22 protein-coding genes, 1 tRNA gene and 1 pseudogene are annotated in these 21241 nt (G+C 30.6%); 11 read left to right on the top strand and 13 right to left on the bottom strand.

The window, feature by feature from the left end:
- The first annotated feature begins 77 nt into the window (after positions 1-77).
- Positions 78-1052, top strand: a complete 975-nt coding sequence (locus ACTT9D_RS01125) for an asparaginase (RefSeq protein WP_440930048.1) — start codon at positions 78-80, stop codon at positions 1050-1052.
- On the opposite strand, the gene hisD is transcribed toward ACTT9D_RS01125, so the two are convergent.
- From hisD to ACTT9D_RS01090, 7 genes are all read right to left on the bottom strand, one after another.
- Positions 1049-2335, bottom strand: coding sequence for a histidinol dehydrogenase (hisD, locus tag ACTT9D_RS01120; RefSeq protein WP_440930047.1), 1287 nt, complete (start codon positions 2333-2335; stop codon positions 1049-1051). The genes ACTT9D_RS01125 and hisD overlap by 4 nt on opposite strands.
- Positions 2336-2400: 65 nt before the next feature.
- A complete protein-coding gene (locus tag ACTT9D_RS01115) occupies positions 2401-3312 on the bottom strand; it encodes a bifunctional enoyl-CoA hydratase/phosphate acetyltransferase (RefSeq protein ID WP_440930046.1) in 912 nt (303 codons plus the stop codon).
- A gap of 43 nt (positions 3313-3355) precedes the next feature.
- Positions 3356-4360 (bottom strand): Ldh family oxidoreductase, encoded by a 1005-nt coding sequence (locus tag ACTT9D_RS01110; protein ID WP_440930045.1) that lies wholly within the window; start codon positions 4358-4360, stop codon positions 3356-3358.
- Positions 4357-4551: a hypothetical protein gene (locus ACTT9D_RS01105; RefSeq protein WP_014952990.1), complete on the bottom strand. Its 195-nt coding sequence runs from the start codon at positions 4549-4551 to the stop codon at positions 4357-4359. Before ACTT9D_RS01105 ends, ACTT9D_RS01110 begins: the two co-directional genes overlap by 4 nt.
- Complete coding sequence (locus ACTT9D_RS01100; RefSeq protein ID WP_440930044.1) at positions 4551-6476, bottom strand: ABC transporter permease subunit; 1926 nt, start codon at positions 6474-6476, stop codon at positions 4551-4553. The genes ACTT9D_RS01105 and ACTT9D_RS01100 overlap by 1 nt, the downstream gene beginning before the upstream one ends.
- A complete protein-coding gene (locus ACTT9D_RS01095) occupies positions 6477-7274 on the bottom strand; it encodes a taurine ABC transporter ATP-binding protein (RefSeq protein ID WP_440930043.1) in 798 nt (265 codons plus the stop codon).
- A gap of 88 nt (positions 7275-7362) precedes the next feature.
- Positions 7363-8304, bottom strand: a complete 942-nt coding sequence (locus tag ACTT9D_RS01090) for an ABC transporter substrate-binding protein (RefSeq protein ID WP_014952993.1) — start codon at positions 8302-8304, stop codon at positions 7363-7365.
- A gap of 195 nt (positions 8305-8499) precedes the next feature.
- Between ACTT9D_RS01090 and ACTT9D_RS01085 the strand changes: the two genes are divergently transcribed.
- From ACTT9D_RS01085 to ACTT9D_RS01075, 3 genes are read left to right on the top strand one after another with little or no spacing between them, the layout of a single operon-like run.
- Positions 8500-9846 (top strand): aminotransferase class III-fold pyridoxal phosphate-dependent enzyme, encoded by a 1347-nt coding sequence (locus ACTT9D_RS01085; protein ID WP_440930042.1) that lies wholly within the window; start codon positions 8500-8502, stop codon positions 9844-9846.
- 15 nt (positions 9847-9861) lie between these two features.
- Entirely contained in the window at positions 9862-10980 is a 1119-nt protein-coding gene (gene ald / locus ACTT9D_RS01080; RefSeq protein ID WP_440930041.1) for an alanine dehydrogenase, read from the top strand.
- A gap of 2 nt (positions 10981-10982) precedes the next feature.
- Positions 10983-13427 carry a GcvT family protein gene (locus tag ACTT9D_RS01075; protein WP_440930040.1) on the top strand — a complete coding sequence of 815 codons (2445 nt, stop codon included), beginning with the start codon at positions 10983-10985 and terminating at the stop codon, positions 13425-13427.
- Here the strand turns inward: ACTT9D_RS01075 and ACTT9D_RS01070 are convergent.
- Both ACTT9D_RS01070 and ACTT9D_RS01065 read right to left on the bottom strand, forming a co-directional pair.
- Positions 13424-14275, bottom strand: a complete 852-nt coding sequence (locus ACTT9D_RS01070) for a bile acid:sodium symporter family protein (protein ID WP_440930039.1) — start codon at positions 14273-14275, stop codon at positions 13424-13426. The two genes, ACTT9D_RS01075 and ACTT9D_RS01070, sit on opposite strands and share 4 nt — an antisense overlap.
- Positions 14276-14294: 19 nt before the next feature.
- Positions 14295-15269 carry a hypothetical protein gene (locus ACTT9D_RS01065; protein ID WP_440930038.1) on the bottom strand — a complete coding sequence of 325 codons (975 nt, stop codon included), beginning with the start codon at positions 15267-15269 and terminating at the stop codon, positions 14295-14297.
- 106 nt (positions 15270-15375) lie between these two features.
- On the opposite strand from ACTT9D_RS01065, the gene ACTT9D_RS01060 reads away from it, so the two are divergent.
- Genes ACTT9D_RS01060 through ACTT9D_RS01045 form a run of 4 tightly spaced genes read left to right on the top strand, consistent with a single transcriptional unit; the run spans position 15376 to position 17245 of the window.
- A complete protein-coding gene (locus ACTT9D_RS01060) occupies positions 15376-15588 on the top strand; it encodes a hypothetical protein (protein ID WP_440930037.1) in 213 nt (70 codons plus the stop codon).
- Positions 15589-15637: 49 nt separating this feature from the next.
- On the top strand, positions 15638-15841 hold the full coding sequence (locus tag ACTT9D_RS01055) for a hypothetical protein (protein ID WP_440930036.1): 204 nt from the start codon (positions 15638-15640) through the stop codon (positions 15839-15841).
- 56 nt (positions 15842-15897) lie between these two features.
- Positions 15898-16695: a TauD/TfdA dioxygenase family protein gene (locus ACTT9D_RS01050; RefSeq protein WP_440930035.1), complete on the top strand. Its 798-nt coding sequence runs from the start codon at positions 15898-15900 to the stop codon at positions 16693-16695.
- Between the two features lie 4 nt (positions 16696-16699).
- Positions 16700-17245, top strand: coding sequence for a tetratricopeptide repeat protein (locus ACTT9D_RS01045; RefSeq protein ID WP_440930034.1), 546 nt, complete (start codon positions 16700-16702; stop codon positions 17243-17245).
- Here the strand turns inward: ACTT9D_RS01045 and ACTT9D_RS01040 are convergent.
- Both ACTT9D_RS01040 and ACTT9D_RS01035 read right to left on the bottom strand, forming a co-directional pair.
- Positions 17238-18119 carry a DMT family transporter gene (locus ACTT9D_RS01040; protein WP_440930033.1) on the bottom strand — a complete coding sequence of 294 codons (882 nt, stop codon included), beginning with the start codon at positions 18117-18119 and terminating at the stop codon, positions 17238-17240. The genes ACTT9D_RS01045 and ACTT9D_RS01040 overlap by 8 nt on opposite strands.
- A 12-nt stretch (positions 18120-18131) precedes the next feature.
- A complete protein-coding gene (locus ACTT9D_RS01035; protein WP_440930032.1) occupies positions 18132-18527 on the bottom strand; it encodes a hypothetical protein in 396 nt (131 codons plus the stop codon).
- A 62-nt stretch (positions 18528-18589) separates the two neighbouring features.
- Here ACTT9D_RS01035 and ACTT9D_RS01030 point away from each other — a divergent pair, with 62 nt between their 5' ends.
- Complete coding sequence (locus ACTT9D_RS01030) at positions 18590-19654, top strand: alcohol dehydrogenase family protein (RefSeq protein ID WP_440930031.1); 1065 nt, start codon at positions 18590-18592, stop codon at positions 19652-19654.
- A 129-nt stretch (positions 19655-19783) separates the two neighbouring features.
- On the opposite strand, the gene ACTT9D_RS01025 is transcribed toward ACTT9D_RS01030, so the two are convergent.
- Positions 19784-20254 carry a DM13 domain-containing protein gene (locus ACTT9D_RS01025; protein ID WP_440930030.1) on the bottom strand — a complete coding sequence of 157 codons (471 nt, stop codon included), beginning with the start codon at positions 20252-20254 and terminating at the stop codon, positions 19784-19786.
- A 53-nt stretch (positions 20255-20307) separates the two neighbouring features.
- On the opposite strand from ACTT9D_RS01025, the gene ACTT9D_RS01020 reads away from it, so the two are divergent.
- Positions 20308-20562, top strand: a complete 255-nt coding sequence (locus ACTT9D_RS01020) for a hypothetical protein (RefSeq protein ID WP_440930029.1) — start codon at positions 20308-20310, stop codon at positions 20560-20562.
- Positions 20563-20613: 51 nt separating this feature from the next.
- Positions 20614-20690 (top strand) — tRNA-Met (locus tag ACTT9D_RS01015).
- A 5-nt stretch (positions 20691-20695) separates the two neighbouring features.
- Here ACTT9D_RS01015 and ACTT9D_RS01010 read toward each other — a convergent pair.
- Positions 20696-21223: pseudogene (locus ACTT9D_RS01010) on the bottom strand (adenine phosphoribosyltransferase).
- Between the last annotated feature and the right edge of the window lie 18 nt (positions 21224-21241).

Raw genomic sequence — 21241 nt, 5'->3', positions numbered from 1 at the left:
AAATCTTTGTTGTTTGAAATTACACATAATGAACACTTGATAAATTTGAAAAATTAAATTTTATAATATCTTAAATTATGGTTAAAAAACTAGTTAATGTTACACGTAATGGATCAATTGAAAGTGAACACTATGGCCATGGTGTAATTGTAGACTCATCTGGAAAAATTTTAAAAGAATGGGGTGATAGTTCTCATCTCATATATCCAAGATCTTCATTAAAACCTATTCAGTCACTCAATCTTTATAAAGATGGATACATGGAAAAAGCAAACTTATCAGCTAAACAAATTGCATTTTCAACGTCTTCTCATTTTGCAGAAGTAATTCATCAAGAATTAATTTTAAAATGGTTAAAAGAAATTAATACTGATGAAAGTAAACTTGCATGTGGTGAAGATTGGCCTTGGCAATTACCAGAAAAGTTTAAAGCTTATGATAAATATAAAAAAAGAAGAAAAATTTTTCATAACTGCTCAGGAAAACATTGCGCTCACTTAGCAGTTTGCTTAGATAGAGATCTATCCATTGAAAATTATAATTCACCTGATCACATCATACAGAAAGAACTTTTTTCAATGATAGAAGATTTAGCTGACTTCAAATTAGATAAAGTAGGAGTAGATGGGTGTACTCTTCCAAATCCATTGATGCCTATAAAAAAATTTGCTCAACTACTTGCTAACTTTGCAGATTTTAAAAAACTGGGAGAACTAAATGATATTGCTGAAAAAATTTATAATTCATGTGTTAGTGAACCAGAATATGCTGGAGGGAAAGAAAGTGATAATTCAATTCTAACTAAAATATTAAATAAAAAAGCTTTTTTTAAAAATGGAGCAGAAGGCGTTTTTGCTGCAATTATCCCTGAACAAAAAATTGCTGCTGTTGTAAAAATAGTTGATGGAAACTCAAGAGCTTCCTCAACTGCTATAGCTGGAATGATATCAGAGCTAAATCTTATAAATAAAAATGAACTAGAAAGTTTTTTGAATAAACCAGTTTATAATTCTACAGATCAAACTGTTGGAAGTATTTCTTGGTGCGGTTAGTTTGAATAACCGTATTTTTTCAGTCTCACATCACCAGTTCTTGCATGCGCTTCCATACCTTCATATCTAGATATTCTTGCAGCAGCTGCACCAACTAATTCAGTAGACTCTTTAGTCATTCTTTGGAAACTTAAAGTTTTAATAAATTTTCCAACAAATAATCCACCTGTGTATCTTCCTGCACCTTTAGTAGGAAGAATGTGATTTGTACCTGAACATTTATCACCATAAGCAACTGTAGTTTCTTCACCAACAAATAAAGATCCATAATTAGTCAATCTTTCATGGAACCATTTTAAGTTTTCAGTTTGTACTTCTAAGTGTTCTGGAGCATACTCATCACTTACTTGAACCATCTCTTCATCGGTATCACATAAGATTACTTCTCCATAATCTCTCCATGCAGCATCAGCATTTTGTCTAGGTACTTCTGGGAGTTCAGCGATTAATTCTGGAACTCTCTTCATTACTTTTTCTGCAAGCTCTTTACTTGTTGTGTATAACCAACAAGGAGAGTTATATCCATGCTCAGCTTGACCTACTAAGTCAACTGCAACAATTTCAGGATCTGCTTTTGCATCTGCAATTATTCCAATTTCAGTTGGACCAGCAAATAAATCTATACCAACTTTACCAAATAAAATTCTTTTTGCTTCAGCTACAAACTGATTACCAGGACCAACAATAATATCAGCAGGTGGATTGTTAAATAATCCATTAGTCATTGCAGCAATAGCTGGAACACCACCTAAATTTAAAATTACATCAGCACCACAAAGATCAGCTGTATAAACAATAGTAGGGTGAGCTCCAACACCTTCTTTTGGAGGACTACAAGCTATAATATTTTTTACGCCAGCAACTTTTGCAGTTGTAACACTCATTACCGCTGACGCTATATGAGCATATCTTCCACCAGGTATATAACAACCAGCTGTATTTACAGGAACTAATTTTTGACCAGCATACAATCCATCAGACAGCTCAACTTCAAAATCTTGTCCATAGTTTTTTAATTGTGCTTCTGCAAATTTTCTTACACGATCATAAGAAAATTGAATATCGTCTTTAGTTTTTTGATCTAAAGTTTTTTTTATTTCTTCAATTCTTTCTTTTGAAACAATAATTTCACCATCATATTTATCAAATTTCTTTGTAAGATCTATGCAACCTTGTTCTTTAGTATTTTCTAAATCTTTTAAAAGATCCTGAACGATACCAGTTGTTTTTGTGTCATCTGTTGATGATGTTTTTGGTGATTTTTTTAAATAAGTTATTGCCATTATTGTTCCTTTAAATTTTTAATAAAAGTGTTTTAGACAATTTAAATTTTATTTCAATGAAACTTTTAGTCTAATGCAACTACAGCTGCAGCAATTGACGCTAATCTTGCTTGAGCTTCATCTGATCTACTAGTAATCACTATTGGAACTTTTCCTCCAACAACTACACCTGCTGCACATGCACCACAAAAATAAATCATCATTTTAACCAATGAATTACCAGCTTCAACGTTTGGAACTAACAAGACATCAGCATCTCCTGCAACACTATTTTTTATACCTTTTATTGCAGCAGATTTTTTTGAGATACAGTTATCAAATGCTAAAGGTCCAAAAATATCTGCATCAAGATTTTCTTCTTTTGCTAACTTTGTAAGTTCTGCAGATTCTACTGAGCTTGGAACACTTTCTATCACTTCTTCTGTTGCAGATAAAAGCGCAATTTTTGGCTTATTTATTCCAATCCGATTTGAAAAGTTTACAACATTTTTTAAAATATGCATTTTTGTTTTAAGATTAGGTAATACATTTAAAGCACCATCAGTAATAATTAATGGTTTATCATCTTTGTTAATTGTCATATGCCATATATGACTTAATCTTGTTTTTCCTATTAACCCGTATTCTCTTTTAAGAACTTCTTTCATAAGAATATCAGTGTGAATATGACCTTTAACAATAATCTTTATTTCATTCTCACTTGCAAGTTTTGCAGCAATTGGTGCAGTATTATTTTCAACTGGTTCATCGATAATTTCATATTTTGAAATATCAAAAGTTAAATCTTCTGCACATTTTTGAATTTCTTTTTTATCTCCAATAAAAACTGGCACAATTAAATTTTCATTAACTGCATCTTGAACTGATAACATTGCCAAAGGCTTTCCGGCATTTACTATGGCAGCTTTAACACCTTTCTTTTTTGATGAATAGTCAAGAAGGTTGTTCGGGCATAAAATTTCTTTATTTGATAGCATGGAAAATACTTATATGTGATTTTTAATTTATATATAGTTTTTTTTAAGATCTTAAAAGTCTTATATCTTCAGCAATATTTGCAGGTATATTAATTTCTTTTTTTGAATTAATTTGAAATCTCTTAAATTTATTTTGTCCTGGATATAGAATTTCTTTTACTCCTTTAATTTTTGGAAGTTTTTTTATTACTCTAATGTTTTCTTTTATTCTTTGACTGTAGTTATTTACAAATAGGTTAGGTTTAAAAGTAAAAAATAAATGACCAATATTTTGTGGTCCTGAAAAATCATCAAATGGATCTTTTACTTTACCAGCATGATTACCGCCTGTTAAAACGCCACTTAAAATATCAACCATCCAAGCTAAACCTGACCCTCTAAAGCCAGCAATTGGTAACTGAACTCCTTTAAGAGCTTTTCTAGCATCTGTTGTTGGTTTCCCTTTATTATCAAGTGCAACACCTTCAGGTATTTTTTGATTATTTCTTGCAGCTACTCTAATTTTACCTCTGTTAATCATTGATATAGATGTATCTAGTATAAAAGGAACTTTGGATCCCGTTGGTGTTCCAAAACAAATTGGATTTGTTCCAAATAAACTTTTTAATGCACCATGAGGAGCAACAGCAGGGGGTGCATTAGTAAATATCATTGTTACTAAATTTTTCTTTGTTGCTTGTTCAGCGTAGTACCCAGATAAACCATAGTGACCGCTATTTTTTACTCCTACTAATCCAATTCCTGTTTTTTTTGCATTCTTAATGGCTGTCTTTATTGCAATGTCTGCAGCTACAAATCCAATACTATCATTTGCATCTATTTGTGAAATTGATTGAGAAATATTTTTGATTTTTATCTTAGGTTTTGCATTGATAACTTTTTTTTTTATTCGATCACAATACATTTTAAGTCTAGATAAACCATGACCGTAAGCTCCAACTTGTTCTGCATTTATTAGAGCATCTGCACAAATTTTTGCATGTTCTGAACTTAATTTATGTTTAATAAAAATTTCTTTTACTATTAATTTGATTTTGTTTGGCTTCATTTGCCTTTATTTCTTATTTTTTCTTCACAGAATTCTTTAGCTTCTTCGGCATTATTAAATGTTACTTCTTTATCTAATTGGCTACCAGCCATACATGCTTGAACAGCTCTTTTAAAGTTATGATCACTAAAGTTCATTATCACAACCACTGCAATAACAAGAAAGATAAAGATAAGAATGTTCTTAACCATTATCCTTTTCCACGCCATGGGATATATTTATCTATAAGTTTTCTCAATGTGATATCAAATAAAAGACCCAATAATCCCATAATAAAAATAGTTATCCAAATAACTTCATATTGGAAATATTTTTTGGCAACGTTTTCAACAAAACCTATTCCTGTTGTACCTGCTAAAAACTCAGCTGCAACCAATGTTCCCCAACACATACCAACAGCAACTCTAATTCCTGTTAAGATTTCTGGTAAAGAGTTTGGAAAAATAACATATCTTAATATTTGTTTCTTTGATGCACCAAGAGAGTGGGCTGCATGAATTTTTGAAAGTTGCGTTCCTGAAGCACCAGCTCTTGCTGAAATAATCATAATTGATAATGAAACCATGAATAATAAAAATATTTTTCCAGAATTATCAATTCCTAAAACTGAAATAATTAAAGGAGCCCATGCTAAAGGAGGAACAGGTCTATACAATTCAATTAATGGATCAAAGAAACCTTTAGCAAATCTATTTAATCCCATAAACAATCCAAGTGGAACACCAATTATAATTCCAAATACCAATCCTAAAAATACCCTCATGAAAGAATCCCAAATATGTCCATAGAGAACTGGTACCTTAAATAATTCAAAATCACCTGTTACAAGTTTTAAAACTCCACCTTTAAAGTTTTGTTCAACTTTTCCGTCCTTAGTGTGAACTGGGTATTCACCAGGTAAAATATCTGCAATCCAATCAGGTAAAATGAACCCAATCATTTTACTTACATCAACCATCTCAATCCAAAGAAGAGGAATATCTTTATAACCAACACTAGGCTTAAGCATTAAAATAAATTTATTAAAAGTATCTGATGGTTTAGGCAACCATCTTCCAGAACCTTGTTCTGAACAGTTATCACCACTTGCAACTATTGTTCCTGTTGGGAAGAAAATAATATCTATAAATCTTAATCCACCCTGAACATCTCTTTGAGCTTTATCAAATTCAACTATTGCTTTTTGCAAACCATCTAAAGCATTTGGGGGATAAATACTTGCAAATTCAATTCTTCTTGCAATCTTTACAATATCTTTTGCGTAAGTTGATGCAACTTCTTGATTGTCACCAAGACTTTTTCTGTATGCTTTAACATCATCTTTAATTTGTTTTATTGAATTTTTAAATTGTGGATTGTGATTTCTTAATTTGAAAAATTTATCACTTATTATCTTTAGCTCTTGAGCAGCAGCATTAAATTTTAATCCTCTATCAGTTGCAGGAACTGTAGGTACTTCTATAGTGTTCTCAATTGAACCACTTCCAGCATCAACTTTAACTAAACTCCATCCACCTTGTTCTTCAACAGCTTTTAGTCTAGTTGCTCTCTCAGAGTCTGTTTCAAAAGGATAATCTGGCTTTTGGAAATTTGAAGTAAGAAAGTTGATTTCTTCTGTAATTTCATCAATTTGTCTTCTAGTTTCCATCTCCATTAATTCATCATTGGTTAATAATGGAATTAGATTGATTGTATTATCAGTAAAAGAAATTAACTGAGTTTTTTCTTGGTTGTTTAAAACAGATGAATTTTCAATCTCAATTTTAACTTCTTTTAAATTTTTGTTTTCATTTTCAATTTGATAAGTGCTTTTGAATTGACGTTCTGCTATTGGAAACTGATACTTTAAACCAAGTAAAGAGTCATTTACTTTAGCAACTTGGCATAGTTCATTTGCAGATTGAGGATAAAAACCTTTAGCAATATCCCAAGAATAGTATAACCAGGTTAGTAAAATAGCACTACTTCCAACGATAACCCAGTGAACACCACCTTTAGCTCTTTCTGGATTACCAAAAACGGCATCAACTTTTTCAGTTCTTATTAATCTTCTTCCGTAAAGAATACATCCAATGATTGCTACAAATATTAGAAAAGTAACTATTTGAGTAAGCATTTAATCGTCTCTCCCCATGATTTCTTCTTCCATATTCCAAATCATCGTAAGTATTTCTTCTCTTGTTTTTGAAAACTCTTTATCTTTTTTGATTTCTCTTAAATCCTCTTTTAGACCTCTTGCAGCAAATGGAAGATTGTATTCTTTATGTATTCGCCCAGGTCTTGGAGCCATAACATATAATCTTTCACCTAATAATAATGCTTCTTCTACTGAGTGAGTAATTAAAATAATTGTTTTACCTGTTTCTTTCCAAATTTTTAAAACAAGCGATTGCATTTTTTCTCTTGTTAAAGCATCTAATGCACCAAGTGGTTCATCCATTAAAATTAAATCAGGATCATTTATTAAACATCTTGCTAAAGCAACACGTTGTTGCATACCACCTGATAATTGATAAGTAGGTGTGTTTCCAAATCCTTTTAAGCCAACAATTTCTAACCATTCATCAACTTTTTTTGCAGTAACATCTGGGTCTTCTTTTTTCATTCTTAGACCAAAGTTTACGTTTTCAGCAACTGTTAACCATTCAAATAAAGCTCCTTGTTGAAAAACCATTCCTCTTTCAACACCAGGTCCATCTATTTCATTGCTATTTAAAGTTATTTTTCCAGATGTAGGTCTTATAAAACCAGCTGTGATATTTAATAAAGTTGTCTTACCGCACCCAGAAGGACCTAGAACAGTAAGTAGCTCACCTTTTTTTAATGTGAAGTTAACATCTTTTAATGCGTGAACTGTTTCACCTTTTGGTGTTGTGAAAATCATATTTAAATTTTCAGAAATCAGATCACTCATAAAGACAACTTTATATTCGAATTTTGATAAAAAAAATAGGCACCAATTTTTAATTGGCGCCTATTTTAAATTTTTTTAATCTATATGATTAAAGAGGTAAGAAACTAGTATCTACGTTTCCTCTAGGTGTACCCATTCCTTTTAGGAACTTATGTAGGTTACCTTTAGTCATAGATTGAGCAGTTTCTTCTGCGTTTAAAAATTTGAAGCCACTTAAAGTATCTTTCATGTCTCCAACTTTCATTTCAGACTCTTTAGCCATAGCATTTAAATCACTTTTACCAGCAGCATATCTAGCATTTGCTTCGTGAGTAACTTCGATGAAAGTTCTTACCATTCCTGGGTTTTCTTTCATGAATTTGTCAGTCACAGAAGTAATGTCGATACCTAAAATTCCAGCATCTCTAGCTTCTTGTACTGTTAATAATCTTGATCCAACTGCAGTTGCAGCTTTAATAGAGTTACCACCAAATAAACACGCCATTACAACGTCACCGCTTACTAATGCAGCAGCACCTTCTTCAGGGTCCATTTGAATGATGTCCATTTTATTTCTGTCAGCACCAACAACTTTCATACTTTCGTCAAAAACGTACTCAGCCATTGTACCTAGTGGAACAGCAACTTTTTTACCTTCAAGTTCTGAACCATTTGCTTTTGTAATACCAGAAGCGTTAGATGTTACACAAGTAGTACCACCCATTCCGTATTCCATTGCAATATCAACTAGTTTGATAGGTGCTTTTGATTTAACAGCATTAATAAATGGAACTAAACCTTGTGAGTAAGAGATATCAATATCTCCAGCTAACATTGCGTCAGTCATTGCTCCACCATTTGTGAAGTTAGTCCATTTTACAGGCACACCAAGAGCTTTAGCGAATAATTTTTTATGCATATCCTCTAAGTTTGGAGTTGGCCACTCTAAGAAGTAAGCAACTCTAACTTCATTTGCAGCAGAGTTAGCAACTGAAATTGAAAGGTTAAGAGCTACGAAACAGCTTAGAATAAAACTAATTATTTTTTTCATTTATCCCTCTTTGTTGTTTTATAATTCTTAAGTTTAAAATTAATTTCAACCAGAAGTAAAACAAAAAAGTAGCACCAGAAAGTAGCAGATGCGACAACTTAAGGTTGTATAACAAATTTATGGTTTTAGCCTTGTTTTTAGTCTACAGATTTAATGTTTCAACAAATTTAAAAATATAAAAAGAGAGAAAAACATATGAGTTCAGAAAATAAAACTGCAATACCAAATTCATTAAATGAACACTGGATGCCATTTACATCCAATAAAGATTTTAAAGAAAACCCAAGATTAATTGTTGAAGCTAAGGGTGTATATTTAAAGAACCATCAAGGACAAACTCAAATTGATGCAAGTTCAGGATTATTTTGTAATCCATTAGGTCATGGAAGACCAGAAATTATTGAAGCAATAACTAATCAGTTAAAAACTTTAGATTATTGTCAACCGTTCCAACAAGGTTATGGAGGTTCATTTGAACTTGCAACAAAAATTGCAAAACATACACCAGGAAATTTAAACAGAATTTTTTATACAATTTGTGGATCTACAGCAGTTGAAACAGCTATTAAAATTTGTATCGCATACCACAGAGCAAAAGGTGATAGTCAAAGATTTAGATTTGTTGGAAGAGAAAGAGGATACCACGGAATGAACATTGGAGCTACTTCTGTAGGAGGCATGGTTAACAATGTTAAAACTTTCGCAAGTGTATTAATGCCAGGTGTAGTTCATATGAGACATACACATTTACCTGAACATAAGTTTATAAGCGGTCAACCAGAAACTGGAGCTGAACTTGCAAATGATCTTGAGAGAATTTGTATGAACTTTGGTGCAGAAAATATTGCTGCATGTATTGTTGAACCAATTGCAGGATCAACTGGAACTCTTGTTCCTCCAAAGGGATACTTGCAAAGATTAAGAGAAATTTGTGATCAACATGGAATACTTTTAATTTTTGATGAAGTAATTACGGGATGGGGTAGAACTGGTTCACCTTTTGCTTCTCATGAGTATGGAGTAACTCCAGACTTAATGACAATGGCAAAAGCAACTACAAACGGAATTAGTCCATTAGGAGTTGTTGCATGTAAAGAAGAAATTTATGATGCAATCTTAGATGAAGCTCCAAAAGGATCAGTTGAGTTATTTCATGGATATACTTATTCCGGAATTCCAATTTCAGTTGCAGCTGGTTTAGCTGTTCAAGATATTTTTGAAAAAGATGATATCTTTAATAGAGCAAAAGAATTAGCTCCGTATTTCCAAAAAGGTTTAATGTCATTACAAGATATCGATGTAGTAGATAACATCAGAGGTTATGGAATGATGGGTGGAATAGATATTAAGATGGATAAAAAACCAGGTGCTGCAGGTTATACTTGTTTCAAACATTGTTATGAAGCAGGGGTAAACTTTAAAGCAACAGGTGACTGTTTAATTATTGCTCCAATGTTTATTTGTGAGAAAAAACACATTGATGAAATCATAGATAAACTAAGAACTGGAATTACAAATTATTCTAAAAGTAAAAAGAATTAATTTTTTCTAAAAGCTATGAAAATTGGAGTTCCTAAGGAAATCAAGCCTCAAGAAAATCGAATTGGTTTAACACCTGATAGTGTTAAAACATTAGTGTCGGAAGGGCATGAAGTTTTAGTTGAAAATAATGGTGGCTTTGAAGCTGGCTTTGAAAACGAGCAATATACAAGTGCTGGCGCAAAAATAGTTGGTAAAGCAGAAGACATTTTTAATGATGCTGAGATTATTGTTAAAGTAAAAGAGCCTCAAAAAGTTGAAGTAGACATGATTAGAGAAAATCAGATTGTCTATACTTATCTTCATTTAGCAGCTGCTAAAGAACTTACTGAAGGTTTAATCAAATCAAAAAGTGTTAACATTGCTTATGAGACTGTAACTGATGATAACGGCAGATTGCCATTACTTGCTCCAATGAGTGCAGTTGCAGGAAGAATGTCAGTTCAAGCTGGTGCGCATTGTTTAGAAAAAAATCAAAAAGGAAGAGGGCTTTTACTTGGCGGCGCACCTGGTGTTACCGGTGGAACAGTTGTTATTTTAGGTGGTGGTGTTGTTGGTGAAAACGCTGCTGTTATTGCAACTGGTATGCAAGCTAAAGTTCATATAGTTGATAAGTCTGAAGCAAGATTAAAACAATTAGTTGGAATGTTTGGAGATAAAATCATTCCAGAACAAAGTGATAAAATTGATCTACCTAAACTAGTAGCAGAAGCTGATTTATTAATTGGTGGAGTTTTAATTCCAGGCGCAGAAGCACCAAAATTAGTAACTAGAGACATGATCAAAAGTATGAAAAGAGGTTCTGTAATTGTTGATGTAGCAATTGATCAAGGTGGTTGCGTGGAGACAAGCAAACCAACTACTCACGGCGAACCTACTTATATTGTTGATGATGTTGTTCATTACTGTGTAGCGAATATGCCAGGTGGTGTTCCAAGAACTTCAACACTTGCACTAAATAATGCGACATTACCTTATCTAGTTAAACTAGCTAATAGCGGATACCAAAAAGCATTAAGTGAAGATAAAAACTTTTTAGCTGGATTAAACGTGCATAAAGGAATGGTTACATATAAAGCAGTTGCAGACGTATTTGGTCATAACTTTGTAGATCCAGGAGAAGCTGTCAAAAATTAATAATGGAAAAGAATTACCCTTCGAGTACTAAAGTAGTAGTCATAGGAGGAGGGGTCATTGGTTGTTCTGTTGCTTATCATTTAACTAAGTTTGGCTGGAAAGATGTTGTTCTTTTAGAAAGAGATCAATTAACATCAGGAACCACTTGGCATGCAGCAGGATTAGTTAGTCAATTAGGTCCAACCGCAGCTGTAACAAAGATAAGAAAATATACTTTAGATCTATATAAAAAATTAGAAAAAGAAGTAGATCATTCTGCAGGTTTGAGAATTAATGGTGCACTTTCAATTGCACAGACAGAAGGTAGATGGCAAGAACTTCAAAGACAAGCAACAACAGCACAGTTATACGATGTAGATATTCAAATTTTGGATAAAGACCAAATGAAAAAGAATTATCCAATGATGCATACTGAAGATTTAAAAGGCGGAGTTTTAATGCCAGGTGATGGTGCTGCTGATCCAAGTGGAGTTACACATATGCTTGCAAAAGGTGCAAGACAAGGAGGAGCTAAAATTTTTGAACAATCACCTGTTGAAAAAATTCTAACTAAAAATGGAAGAGTTTATGGAGTTAGAGTTAATGGAAAAGATATAGAGTGTGAGTATGTAGTGCTTGCAACTGGAATGTGGTCTAGACAAATTGGAGAAAAGATGGGAGTTAGTATTCCATTATATCCTGCTGAGCACTTTTATGTAATTACTGAACCGATTGAAAATCTTTCGCCAACTTTGCCAGTAATTAGAGATTTTGATAGTAGCGTTTATGTCAAAGAAGATGCTGGAAAATTATTAATTGGGATATTTGAAGGTAAATCAATACCTGCATTTGATAAAACAAATAAAGTTCCTGAAGATTTTTCTTTTGGCGAGTTTCCTGAAAACTTTGATCATTTTGAACCTTATTTAGAAGCATCGATGAAAAGATTTCCTGTCTTAGAACAAGCTGGAATAAGAAAGTTTTTTGCAGGTCCAGAATCTTTTACACCTGATACTAATTCATTACTTGGAGAAGTTCCTGAAGTTAAAAACTTATTTGTAAGTTGTGGACTAAATAGTATTGGAATTGGAAGTGGTGGTGGAGTTGGCAAAGTAACTGCTGAATGGTTAATGACGGGTCATATCAATGAAGATATTTTTAATTATGACATTAAAAGATTTCAAAACTTCCACTCAGATCTTGGTTTTATTAAAGACAGAATTACAGAATCTTTAGGTGATTTGTATGGAATGCATTGGCCATATAAACAACATAAAACTTCAAGAAATGTTAAAACACTTCCTTATCATGAAAACTTAAAAAGTTTTGGAGCATGTTTTGGTGTTTCAGCAGGCTATGAAAGACCAATGTGGTTTGCATTAGATGGAGAAAAAGCCGAATACGAATACAGTTATAATTATCAAAATTGGTATCCATCTGTTGAATATGAAACAAGTAATACAATGAAAAATGTAGGTCTTTATGATCTAACTCCTTTTTCAAAATTTGAAATTAAATCAGACAAAGCACATCAAGAATTACAAAAGATATGCACTTCAAATATTAAACATGAAATTGGTAAATGTACTTATACCCACATGCTAAATGTGGACGGTGGTATTGAAACTGATTTAACTGTTGTATGTGTAGATCAAAATCATTTTAGAATTATAAGTTCAGCAGCAACAAGAGAAAGAGATAAATTTCATATCAATAAACATTTATCTGAAGGTGTTGAGTTGGTAGATGTTACTGATGATTATTGTGTGTTTGGAATATTTGGTCCAAAAAGTAGATCTTTATTACAAGGACTTACTAAAGACGATATCAGTCATGATAAATTTAAGTTTGCTACTTCTAAATATATTGAAATTGAGGGAATTAAAATCTGGACACAAAGATTATCTTATGTTGGTGAATTAGGTTTTGAATTATACGTTAAAACTACTGATGCAAAAAAGATCTATGAACTTCTAGTAGATAAAGGTAAAGACTTTAACTTATCTAATTGTGGTATGCATGCAATGGATACAATGAGAATGGAAAGTGGGTTTTTACACTGGGGGCATGATATTTCTCCAGAAGAAAACCAATATCAAGCAGGTTTAAATTTTACAATTAGCTATAAAAAAGATGTGAACTTCATTGGTAAAGAAGCACTCCTAAAGATTAAAGATCAAAAAGTAGACAGAAGATTTGCAATGTTTACTCTAAAAGATAACAAGCCAGGAGCGCCATTATTACTTCATGATGAACCAATATATTTAGAGAATAAAATTATCGGTAGAACAACTTCAGGAAATTATTCATTTAACTTTAAAAAGAACTTAACTTTTGGATATATAAAGAATGATCAATCAAATGAAGAGCTTCAATCTAAAAATTTATTTGTAGAAGTAGAAAAGAAAAAATATCCAATTGATTTAATTACCAAGCCTTTAAAACAAACTGATTTTAAAAATAATTAAGATTTATTTTTTAGAATATAAACAAATATAAATCCAGTAATATACATTATAAATGCATATGCTCCTGTTGGGATCGCATACAAAATATCTGTTCCAAATATTTGAGTAGATACAAAAATCGCTAAAGTACCATTTTGAAGACCACATTCTAAAGCAATGCATTTTTTTTGCTTAACTCCAGTTGCAAAAGTTTTAGCCAGATAATATGCAATAGCCATCATGGTTAAGTTTAAAATTAAAGCAATTAACCCTGCTTGTACTATAAAATTTAATAAATTATCTCTTTCTTCATAAAAAGCAGCCACAAAGAAAATTGCAAAAAATACCATGTTTAATTTGTTAAACATTTCAACTTTTGAAGCCACAAAGTTTTCAGCAAATTTTCTAATAATCATTCCAAGAAAAACAGGAACTGTTACAACTAAAAACATTTTCATAGCTATTCCAGTCATTGAAATATTTTGAGATATATTTGTAATTTCAAAAAGATCTGCGGATGTAAAAACAATTAATGGAACCGTAACTATACTAATCAAACTAATAATAGCTGTTAATGAAATTGATAAAGCAACATCACCATTAGCAAATCTTGTTAAAATATTAGATGTAACTCCTCCTGGAGCAGAAGCAATTATCATAACCCCAATTGCAATTTCCGGTGGAGTTCTTAAAACTAAAATTAAAATGTATGCAACTATTGGAAGTATTATTAATTGCGAAATAAGACCAACAAAAAAATCTTTAGGAGTTTTAAATACTCTTGTAAAATCTTCTAGCTTAAGCCCTAATCCTAATCCAAGCATTATAAGCGCAAGGATGATTGGAACTATTTTTGTAACGACTTCCATTTTTATGTTATACTTTAGTTTAACTTACTTCTTCAACTAAAATTAAATTCATTATTTTTGCAATAAAATCACTTTTTAATTTAAAATGTTTTTTAATTAATGGACTTACTTTAAAAGGTGTAAAATCTGAGAGATAATATTGTTTTTTTTTATTCATCCTTACTAATTTTTCATTTTCAAGATATTTCATTTTTCTTATTACAGTTGCTCTTGGTATATTTGTCATTTCAGAAATTGACATAATGTTTAATCCAGCACCAGAGTCGGCCAATAAAGTTTCCAAATACTCATCAAATACAATCGACTCAATTTCATCTAAATTAGATTTATTTTTTTGATTATAAACTTGATTCAAACCTAAAGTACCCCAAATATATAATAAATGTATATCCTCAAAAAATTTTTTCCAACTTATCATTAATGGCAATTGAAATTCATAAAACCACAACCATGCTTTTGAAAATTCATTTTGTATTTTTTTTTTTATTTCTTCTTCAGTGATAACTTTGTGAATTAATTTTTGTTTAAATAATAATTTAGATAATTTCGCTATATATTTTGAGGTAATTCGAATTTGATTAATTGGTTTTATTAAATTATAATTAGATCTATTCAAAATAATTTTCTTTCCATCTTTTCTAATTACTTTTGCTTTTTCAAGCTCTAAAACTTTTCTTCGCATTGTTTCTTTTGGAAGTTCAAACTCTTTTGCTAATTCAGAAATATTAAATTCACCTATTTGAATTTCATTACGAGCATAATATTCTTCATAATTATACTTAAAACCATTTTGATCATAAAATCTTAAAGTGTTTCTCACTAAAGAGATTGCCACAAAGTATTTAATTAAATCATTAAATGCCGAGTAATTTTGGTGAAGCCAATTCCATTGATGATAAATCCAGTCTGATGAAAAATAACTATAATTGTCTAGCAAACAATTACAGACATCTTTGCTTTGAATTCTTTTTGATATGTTGATGTCTTTTTTCATTAAGATCGATGAGTATGACCCAAAATGAACAGCCGTCAATCTAAATATGACCCATTTTGAACTTTAGCTTTATAGATAAAGTTTTCGATAAATGTTCTCATTGGTAATGGCAAAAACGTTTTTGAAAAAAAAAGTTGAGCAAGGTGTATCTGAAGAAGAGTTAAATAATGAAGAGATAACACCAGATAGAGTAGATATAAACGTTCTTAAGTCTAGAATTAGAGCGGAAGAGAATAAGCTCTTTAGAAGAAATCTTTACATATTTATCAGCTGCATGATTGTGATCGTTATTGCTGGTGTGTATGTGACGTATTTGTAGATAAAAAAAAATTGTTGTTTGAGTATTAAGTTCATGATTAACTTTCAATATGAGAAATACAGAACTACAAACTGAAATGACTTCTCAAAATAATCTAATAGAAAAAGATTTTAATACTTCAAAAAAAGTTGATGTTAATGTTTTACTTAACAGGGTAAGAGCTGAAAAAAACAGCGAAGTTAAAAAAAACTTAATTATAACAGCTGGCGCATTAGGAACGCTTGTAGTAACTGGTATAATTGCGATTTTATAAGATTATTAAAGAGAATTAATATTTGATTTTAATTACAAATTGATTGTAATTAACAAATGTCTCTAAAAATTTTCCCAAAAAAAAAGAACACAGCAGCAGAGATTGTTTGTAATTTATCCTCAATTAACAAAATAGACTTAGTAAACATTAAAAGAGCACTCAATAAGTTTGGTATGGTTTATTTTAGGAACCAAAAATTAAATTCAAAACAATATTTGTCTTTTGCAAAAAAAATTGGCAAACCTGCTTTGTATCCAAGACTTAAAGGTTTAAATAAAAAGTTTCCTGAAATTACTGTTGTGCAAAGAAAGAAAAAAGACAAAGGCCCAAGTTTTGGTGAACAATTTCATACAGATTCAAGTTACACCAAAAAACCCCCAACATTTACGATGTTATTTTCTAAACTTGTTCCAAGAAAAGGTTTGGCTAATACAGAATTTTCTTCGCAGTATTTAGCTTATGAAAATTTACCTAAGAAATATAAAACACAAATAAATAAATTAATTGGAACTTTTTCATCTAAAGGACCTATTGCAATTACAACTGTTGAACGAGTAAAAGAAAAAGGAAAACTTAATAAAGAACTTAAAGCGAATCACAAGCTTGTAAAAACTATAGGTAAAAAGAAATCTATTTATTTTAGTGCTGGTCATTTTATAGGTTTTAATTCACGTCAAAATAGAAAATTAAATGAGTTAGAAAAGTATTTAAAAAAACATCAGATTAAAAAAAAATTTCAATTCTCACTCGAATGGGAAAAAAACCAATTAGCTATTTGGGATAACAGATCAATGTTGCATCAGGCAACTCCCTTTAATGGAAATAGAATAATGCACAGAATTACTATAAAGTAACAATGTGCAAAGAATCTTAAAAGTAATTATAATTTTTTTTAGTTTACAAACTTTTGTTAATGCTGATCAAAAAAATTTAGATCAATTATTTCAAAAACTTAAAAGTGAAAATAATCAAAACATCGCTCGAAATATTGAAGATCAAATTTGGGAATTATGGACTACACATAATTCAGACAATAGCCTCACTCAAATGATGAGTTATGGAACTATTTTAATGAATAACAGAAATTATGATGAGGCAAATAGAATTTTTACAAAGATAATAAATGCGGATCCACAATGGGCTGAAGGTTGGAATAAAAGAGCAACTGTATATTATTATCAAAAAAAATATAAATTATCTCAAGCAGACATTGATAAAGTGATTGAATTAGAGAATAGACATTTTGGAGCTTTATCAGGACAAGGAATGGTTCAAATTAAATTAGATAATTTAGAAAAAGCACTAGATAGTTATAAAAAAGTTTTAGAAATTTATCCTTCTAACAAAGCAGCACAAACTTTAGTGGATGAAATTGAAAAGACTATTAAAGAGGAAACTATTTAATTTTTCCTAATTGTTTTTGTCTCAAGATAATAATTAATCCACTGATCACAATCATTACAGCACCTAAATAAGTATTGTATTCTGGAGTTTCATTGAAAAAGAAATAACCATATAAAATTCCCCAAAGTATAGCTGTATATCTAAAAGTTGAAGTAACAGAAACTAATGCGGCTTTGATTGTTTCAACTGAAAAAATGTAACCAAATGATAAAAAGAACGCAGATATAATTAAGATTATACTTTGCTCCAAATTAAATGAATAGATTTTATAAATTGATAAAAATCCAAAGAAAATTGTAACAACTAAACAAGTTATAAATGCTATTTGAAGACTATTGTGTTCAGTCTTCATATTTTTTGTAACTAGATCTCTTATTGATAAAAATAATGCGGATAGAAGTGGGAATATAAAGTAGTAACCAAATTTTAATTCTCCCGGGTTAATTACAACAACTACACCAGCAAATCCTACTATTACTGCTGTCCATCTTTTCCATCTTACTTTTTCATTTAGAAATAATGCTCCAAAAGTAGTCATTATTATTGGTGCCAAACTTAATAAAATATAAACCATAGCAAATGGTAATTTTGCAACTCCTATAAAAAAACCAACAGCAGCTAAAGCTTCAAGAAATCCTCTTAATGTAAGTTTATTAGATGAAAAAATTAATTTTACATTAAATTGATTTTTAATACTTAAGAAAATTCCAATAAATATCAAACAACATATCCCTCTTAAAAAAATTATTTGATTTAAAACTGCCAACTCATCAAAACTTTGATAAATATGTTTTACTAACGCATCATTAGTTGCGAATGAAAATTGAGCAATTATCATATACAATATGCCTAACAATTCATTGTTTAATTTCATTAATAAAGATTTTTAAATGATATTGTAACTTACAAGTGCGCCATAAAGATAATAGAGAATAGAACCTGCTATTATTAGTTTTACAATTGAAGACCAAAACCAACCATCTCTATTAGATGCACTTCTCCAAAGTCCAATTGTTACAATCAAAGTGTAAATAAGGAGAAAAAAGATTTCAAAAAGTATGGCTAGCAGATAGCCAAGATGCATTCTCTCAATTACTTCATCAATAATTTTTTGTTTATCAGGCTGGGTATAATCAATGCCAGCAGTGTCAATTGACATTACACCGAAGTAAATTGTAGCAATCATAATTGCCCCAATTAATATTTGGTATAAAGTTCCATAGACCCAAAAAGTCATAGGTAAACTATACTCACCTCTATACAATTTTGATAAAAAATTCATATTTGTGCGTCTTATAGATATTTTGTTTTAAAAAATCTATAAAATAAAATAATTATTAAGTTATGAAAGGCATTCATTTAATTGGTCATGGTGGTTTTGAGAAATTAGTATTTAAGTCGGATATACCAAAACCAGAACCTAAAAATGACGAGGTTTTAATTAAAGTTTCTGCAGCAGGAGTTAATAATACAGATATCAATACTAGAATAGGATGGTATTCAAAATCAGTTACAACTGACACAAATGATGGTGGTGAAAAAGGTTTTTTTTCATCTAACGAAAAAGACGCTACTTGGTCAGGTAATCCTTTAAAATTTCCAAGAATTCAAGGCGCAGATGTGTGTGGAAAAATAATTTCTGTTGGTAAAAATGTTGATCAATCAAGAATAGGAGAAAGAGTAATAGTCAGATCAATGCAATCTGATCCAAATAATTTAAATGAAATTTCAACATATGTAATTGGATCTGAAATTGATGGAGGATTTGCAGAATATGTTGCAGTAAGTTCTTCTGAAACTTTTAAGATTGATTCCGACTGGTCTGATGTGGAACTTGCATCTATTCCTTGTGCTTATTCTACAGCTGAAGGAATGCTTCATAGAGTGAATTTAAAAAAAGAAAAGGTGCTAATTACAGGTGCCTCTGGAGGTGTTGGTTCTGCAGCAATTCAATTAGCAAAAAGAAGAGGTGCTTTTGTAATAGCACAGTGTTCAAAATCTAAGTTTGAAGAGATAAAAAAAATTGGAGCAGATCAGGTATTTGATAGGAGTGAAAATTTAATTAATAAGTTAGATGCAAACAAAATTGATGTAGTTGTGGACTTAGTCGCGGGTAGTAACTGGGAACAATTGTTAGATATTTTAATGCCAGGTGGAAGATACGTTACAGCAGGAGCTATAGCAGGCCCAATTGTTAATTTAGATGTAAGAACCCTATATCTTAAAGACTTAACTTTTTATGGTTGCACTTATCAACCTATAGAAGTTTTTAAAAATCTCATTAAATACATTGAAAATAATGAAATTAAACCTTTGATAGCTAAAGTTTTTCCATTAGAAAAAATTATAGAAGCTCAAAAAGAATTTTTATCAAAAAAATTTGTAGGAAAGATAGTTTTAGAGCTATAATACTGAGATGGAACTTTTATTATTTTTAGGAATTGGGTTATTTATTGTGTATTACTTGTTTAGACCTACTTCAAAAATTGAAGAAAAGAATTTTAAGTCTAAAAATAATTGGCGAGGTGGATTTTAATATTATTGGTATTTAGCAGCAGTAATAAATTCATTAAAACTTTCACACCAAATCACTACAGTATTAAATTTGCTTACATCAACATTTGATGGAACATTTACAACGAAGTTTTCGAAACTTTTTACTTCAGCAACATATTGGGCCATATCTTTAATTGGTAAAAATTCATCCTCATGTTGAGTGAATTCACTTGTTAAATAAAGTTTATAATCTGGTCCAGGAGCTATTGAACCATTAACTGTAATTTGTTTATCAGATATTGTTACTTTTGCTTCACCCCAATGAAAAGGATCACTTCCCCTTAAATCTTTAACAAATTCTGTTTGGTACAACGATTTATTCTCGTATTCATTAATTTTACTGATTTCAACTGATTTTGGTGCTGTTATTATTGGTAAAAAGTATACACCTAGTCCAAAGCCAATAGCCAACACAAAAGAATGGGTGAATAATAATATTAAAATTTTTTTCATTTAAAGTTCTTGTATTCATTTTTCTAAAAAAATCACTTAAAACTTTCTGTATTATGAATAAATATTTTTTATTAATTATATTCTTAATTTTATCATCAAATTCATTTGCAGATTCATTAGGCACAAATAAAACAATTAACGATTATCTATCTGATGGATATCAATTACAGTCAATCAGTGTAATAGATCAAAGTAAACTTTTGTATAATCTTATAAATGACGGTTCTGAGGAAAAAATTTTTGAGCCAAAATTAATAAGCTGCATTTACAATATAAACACTCAATTAGCTGATTGTTTTAAACCTTAGCAAAAAGTATATTGAAATTTAACTCAAAGCCATTATAAGTTCATTCTCTATGGCGGGGTAGCTCAGTTGGTTAGAGCGCGGGACTCATAAGCCCGAGGTCAGTGGTTCGATCCCACTTCCCGCTACCACAATATCAATGCCCAGGAAACTCAATCAAGTTTTCTACTTTATAACCTTTTTTAATAAGATTATCACATCCTCCTAGATCAAATAGATTTATTACAAACATAAATCCTTCAACTTTAGCTTTAGAAACTTCAACAAGTTTTGCTGCTGCTTCTGCAGTACCGCCGGTAGCAATAAGATCGTCAATAATCAAAACTTTCTCATTTTCGTTGAAAGAATCTTTATGAACTTCAATAGTGGCAGTGCCATATTCAAGTTCAAAATCAACTGAATGGACGTCAGCAGGCAATTTATTTTTCTTTCTAAGCATAATAAAAGGTTTTTTTAATAAGTAAGACATTGCAGATGCAAAAACAAATCCTCTAGATTCTATCGCAGCAATTTTGTTGAAATCATATTTTTTTTATCTTTCAATTAATTGATTAATTGTTTCAGCAAAAGCTTTTTCATTTTTGATCAAAGTAGTAATATCTCTAAATAAAATACCTTTCTTAGGATAATCTAGTATCGATCTAATATGTTCTTTTAAATCCATAATTCTAAACTATAAATA

It is taken from the genome of Candidatus Pelagibacter sp., from assembly GCF_052049815.1.
Taxonomy (GTDB): Bacteria; Pseudomonadota; Alphaproteobacteria; order Pelagibacterales; family Pelagibacteraceae; genus Pelagibacter.
This window is presented reverse-complemented; position numbering and strand designations above follow the sequence as displayed.

Bases quoted from the DNA above. Each gene is read 5' to 3' on its own strand.
- ACTT9D_RS01050 (WP_440930035.1), top strand. From the start codon at position 15,898: ATGTCTCTAAAAATTTTCCCAAAAAAAAAGAACACAGCAGCAGAGATT.
- ACTT9D_RS01105 (WP_014952990.1), bottom strand. From the start codon at position 4,551: ATGGTTAAGAACATTCTTATCTTTATCTTTCTTGTTATTGCAGTGGTT.
- ACTT9D_RS01125 (WP_440930048.1), top strand. From the start codon at position 78: ATGGTTAAAAAACTAGTTAATGTTACACGTAATGGATCAATTGAAAGT.
- ACTT9D_RS01110 (WP_440930045.1), bottom strand. From the start codon at position 4,360: ATGAAGCCAAACAAAATCAAATTAATAGTAAAAGAAATTTTTATTAAA.
- ACTT9D_RS01095 (WP_440930043.1), bottom strand. From the start codon at position 7,274: ATGAGTGATCTGATTTCTGAAAATTTAAATATGATTTTCACAACACCA.
- ACTT9D_RS01065 (WP_440930038.1), bottom strand. From the start codon at position 15,269: ATGAAAAAAGACATCAACATATCAAAAAGAATTCAAAGCAAAGATGTC.
- ACTT9D_RS01100 (WP_440930044.1), bottom strand. From the start codon at position 6,476: ATGCTTACTCAAATAGTTACTTTTCTAATATTTGTAGCAATCATTGGA.
- ACTT9D_RS01075 (WP_440930040.1), top strand. From the start codon at position 10,983: ATGGAAAAGAATTACCCTTCGAGTACTAAAGTAGTAGTCATAGGAGGA.
- ACTT9D_RS01070 (WP_440930039.1), bottom strand. From the start codon at position 14,275: ATGGAAGTCGTTACAAAAATAGTTCCAATCATCCTTGCGCTTATAATG.
- ACTT9D_RS01085 (WP_440930042.1), top strand. From the start codon at position 8,500: ATGAGTTCAGAAAATAAAACTGCAATACCAAATTCATTAAATGAACAC.
- ACTT9D_RS01030 (WP_440930031.1), top strand. From the start codon at position 18,590: ATGAAAGGCATTCATTTAATTGGTCATGGTGGTTTTGAGAAATTAGTA.
- ald (WP_440930041.1), top strand. From the start codon at position 9,862: ATGAAAATTGGAGTTCCTAAGGAAATCAAGCCTCAAGAAAATCGAATT.
- ACTT9D_RS01115 (WP_440930046.1), bottom strand. From the start codon at position 3,312: ATGCTATCAAATAAAGAAATTTTATGCCCGAACAACCTTCTTGACTAT.
- ACTT9D_RS01020 (WP_440930029.1), top strand. From the start codon at position 20,308: ATGAATAAATATTTTTTATTAATTATATTCTTAATTTTATCATCAAAT.
- ACTT9D_RS01025 (WP_440930030.1), bottom strand. From the start codon at position 20,254: ATGAAAAAAATTTTAATATTATTATTCACCCATTCTTTTGTGTTGGCT.
- ACTT9D_RS01090 (WP_014952993.1), bottom strand. From the start codon at position 8,304: ATGAAAAAAATAATTAGTTTTATTCTAAGCTGTTTCGTAGCTCTTAAC.
- hisD (WP_440930047.1), bottom strand. From the start codon at position 2,335: ATGGCAATAACTTATTTAAAAAAATCACCAAAAACATCATCAACAGAT.
- ACTT9D_RS01035 (WP_440930032.1), bottom strand. From the start codon at position 18,527: ATGAATTTTTTATCAAAATTGTATAGAGGTGAGTATAGTTTACCTATG.
- ACTT9D_RS01055 (WP_440930036.1), top strand. From the start codon at position 15,638: ATGAGAAATACAGAACTACAAACTGAAATGACTTCTCAAAATAATCTA.
- ACTT9D_RS01040 (WP_440930033.1), bottom strand. From the start codon at position 18,119: ATGAAATTAAACAATGAATTGTTAGGCATATTGTATATGATAATTGCT.
- ACTT9D_RS01060 (WP_440930037.1), top strand. From the start codon at position 15,376: ATGGCAAAAACGTTTTTGAAAAAAAAAGTTGAGCAAGGTGTATCTGAA.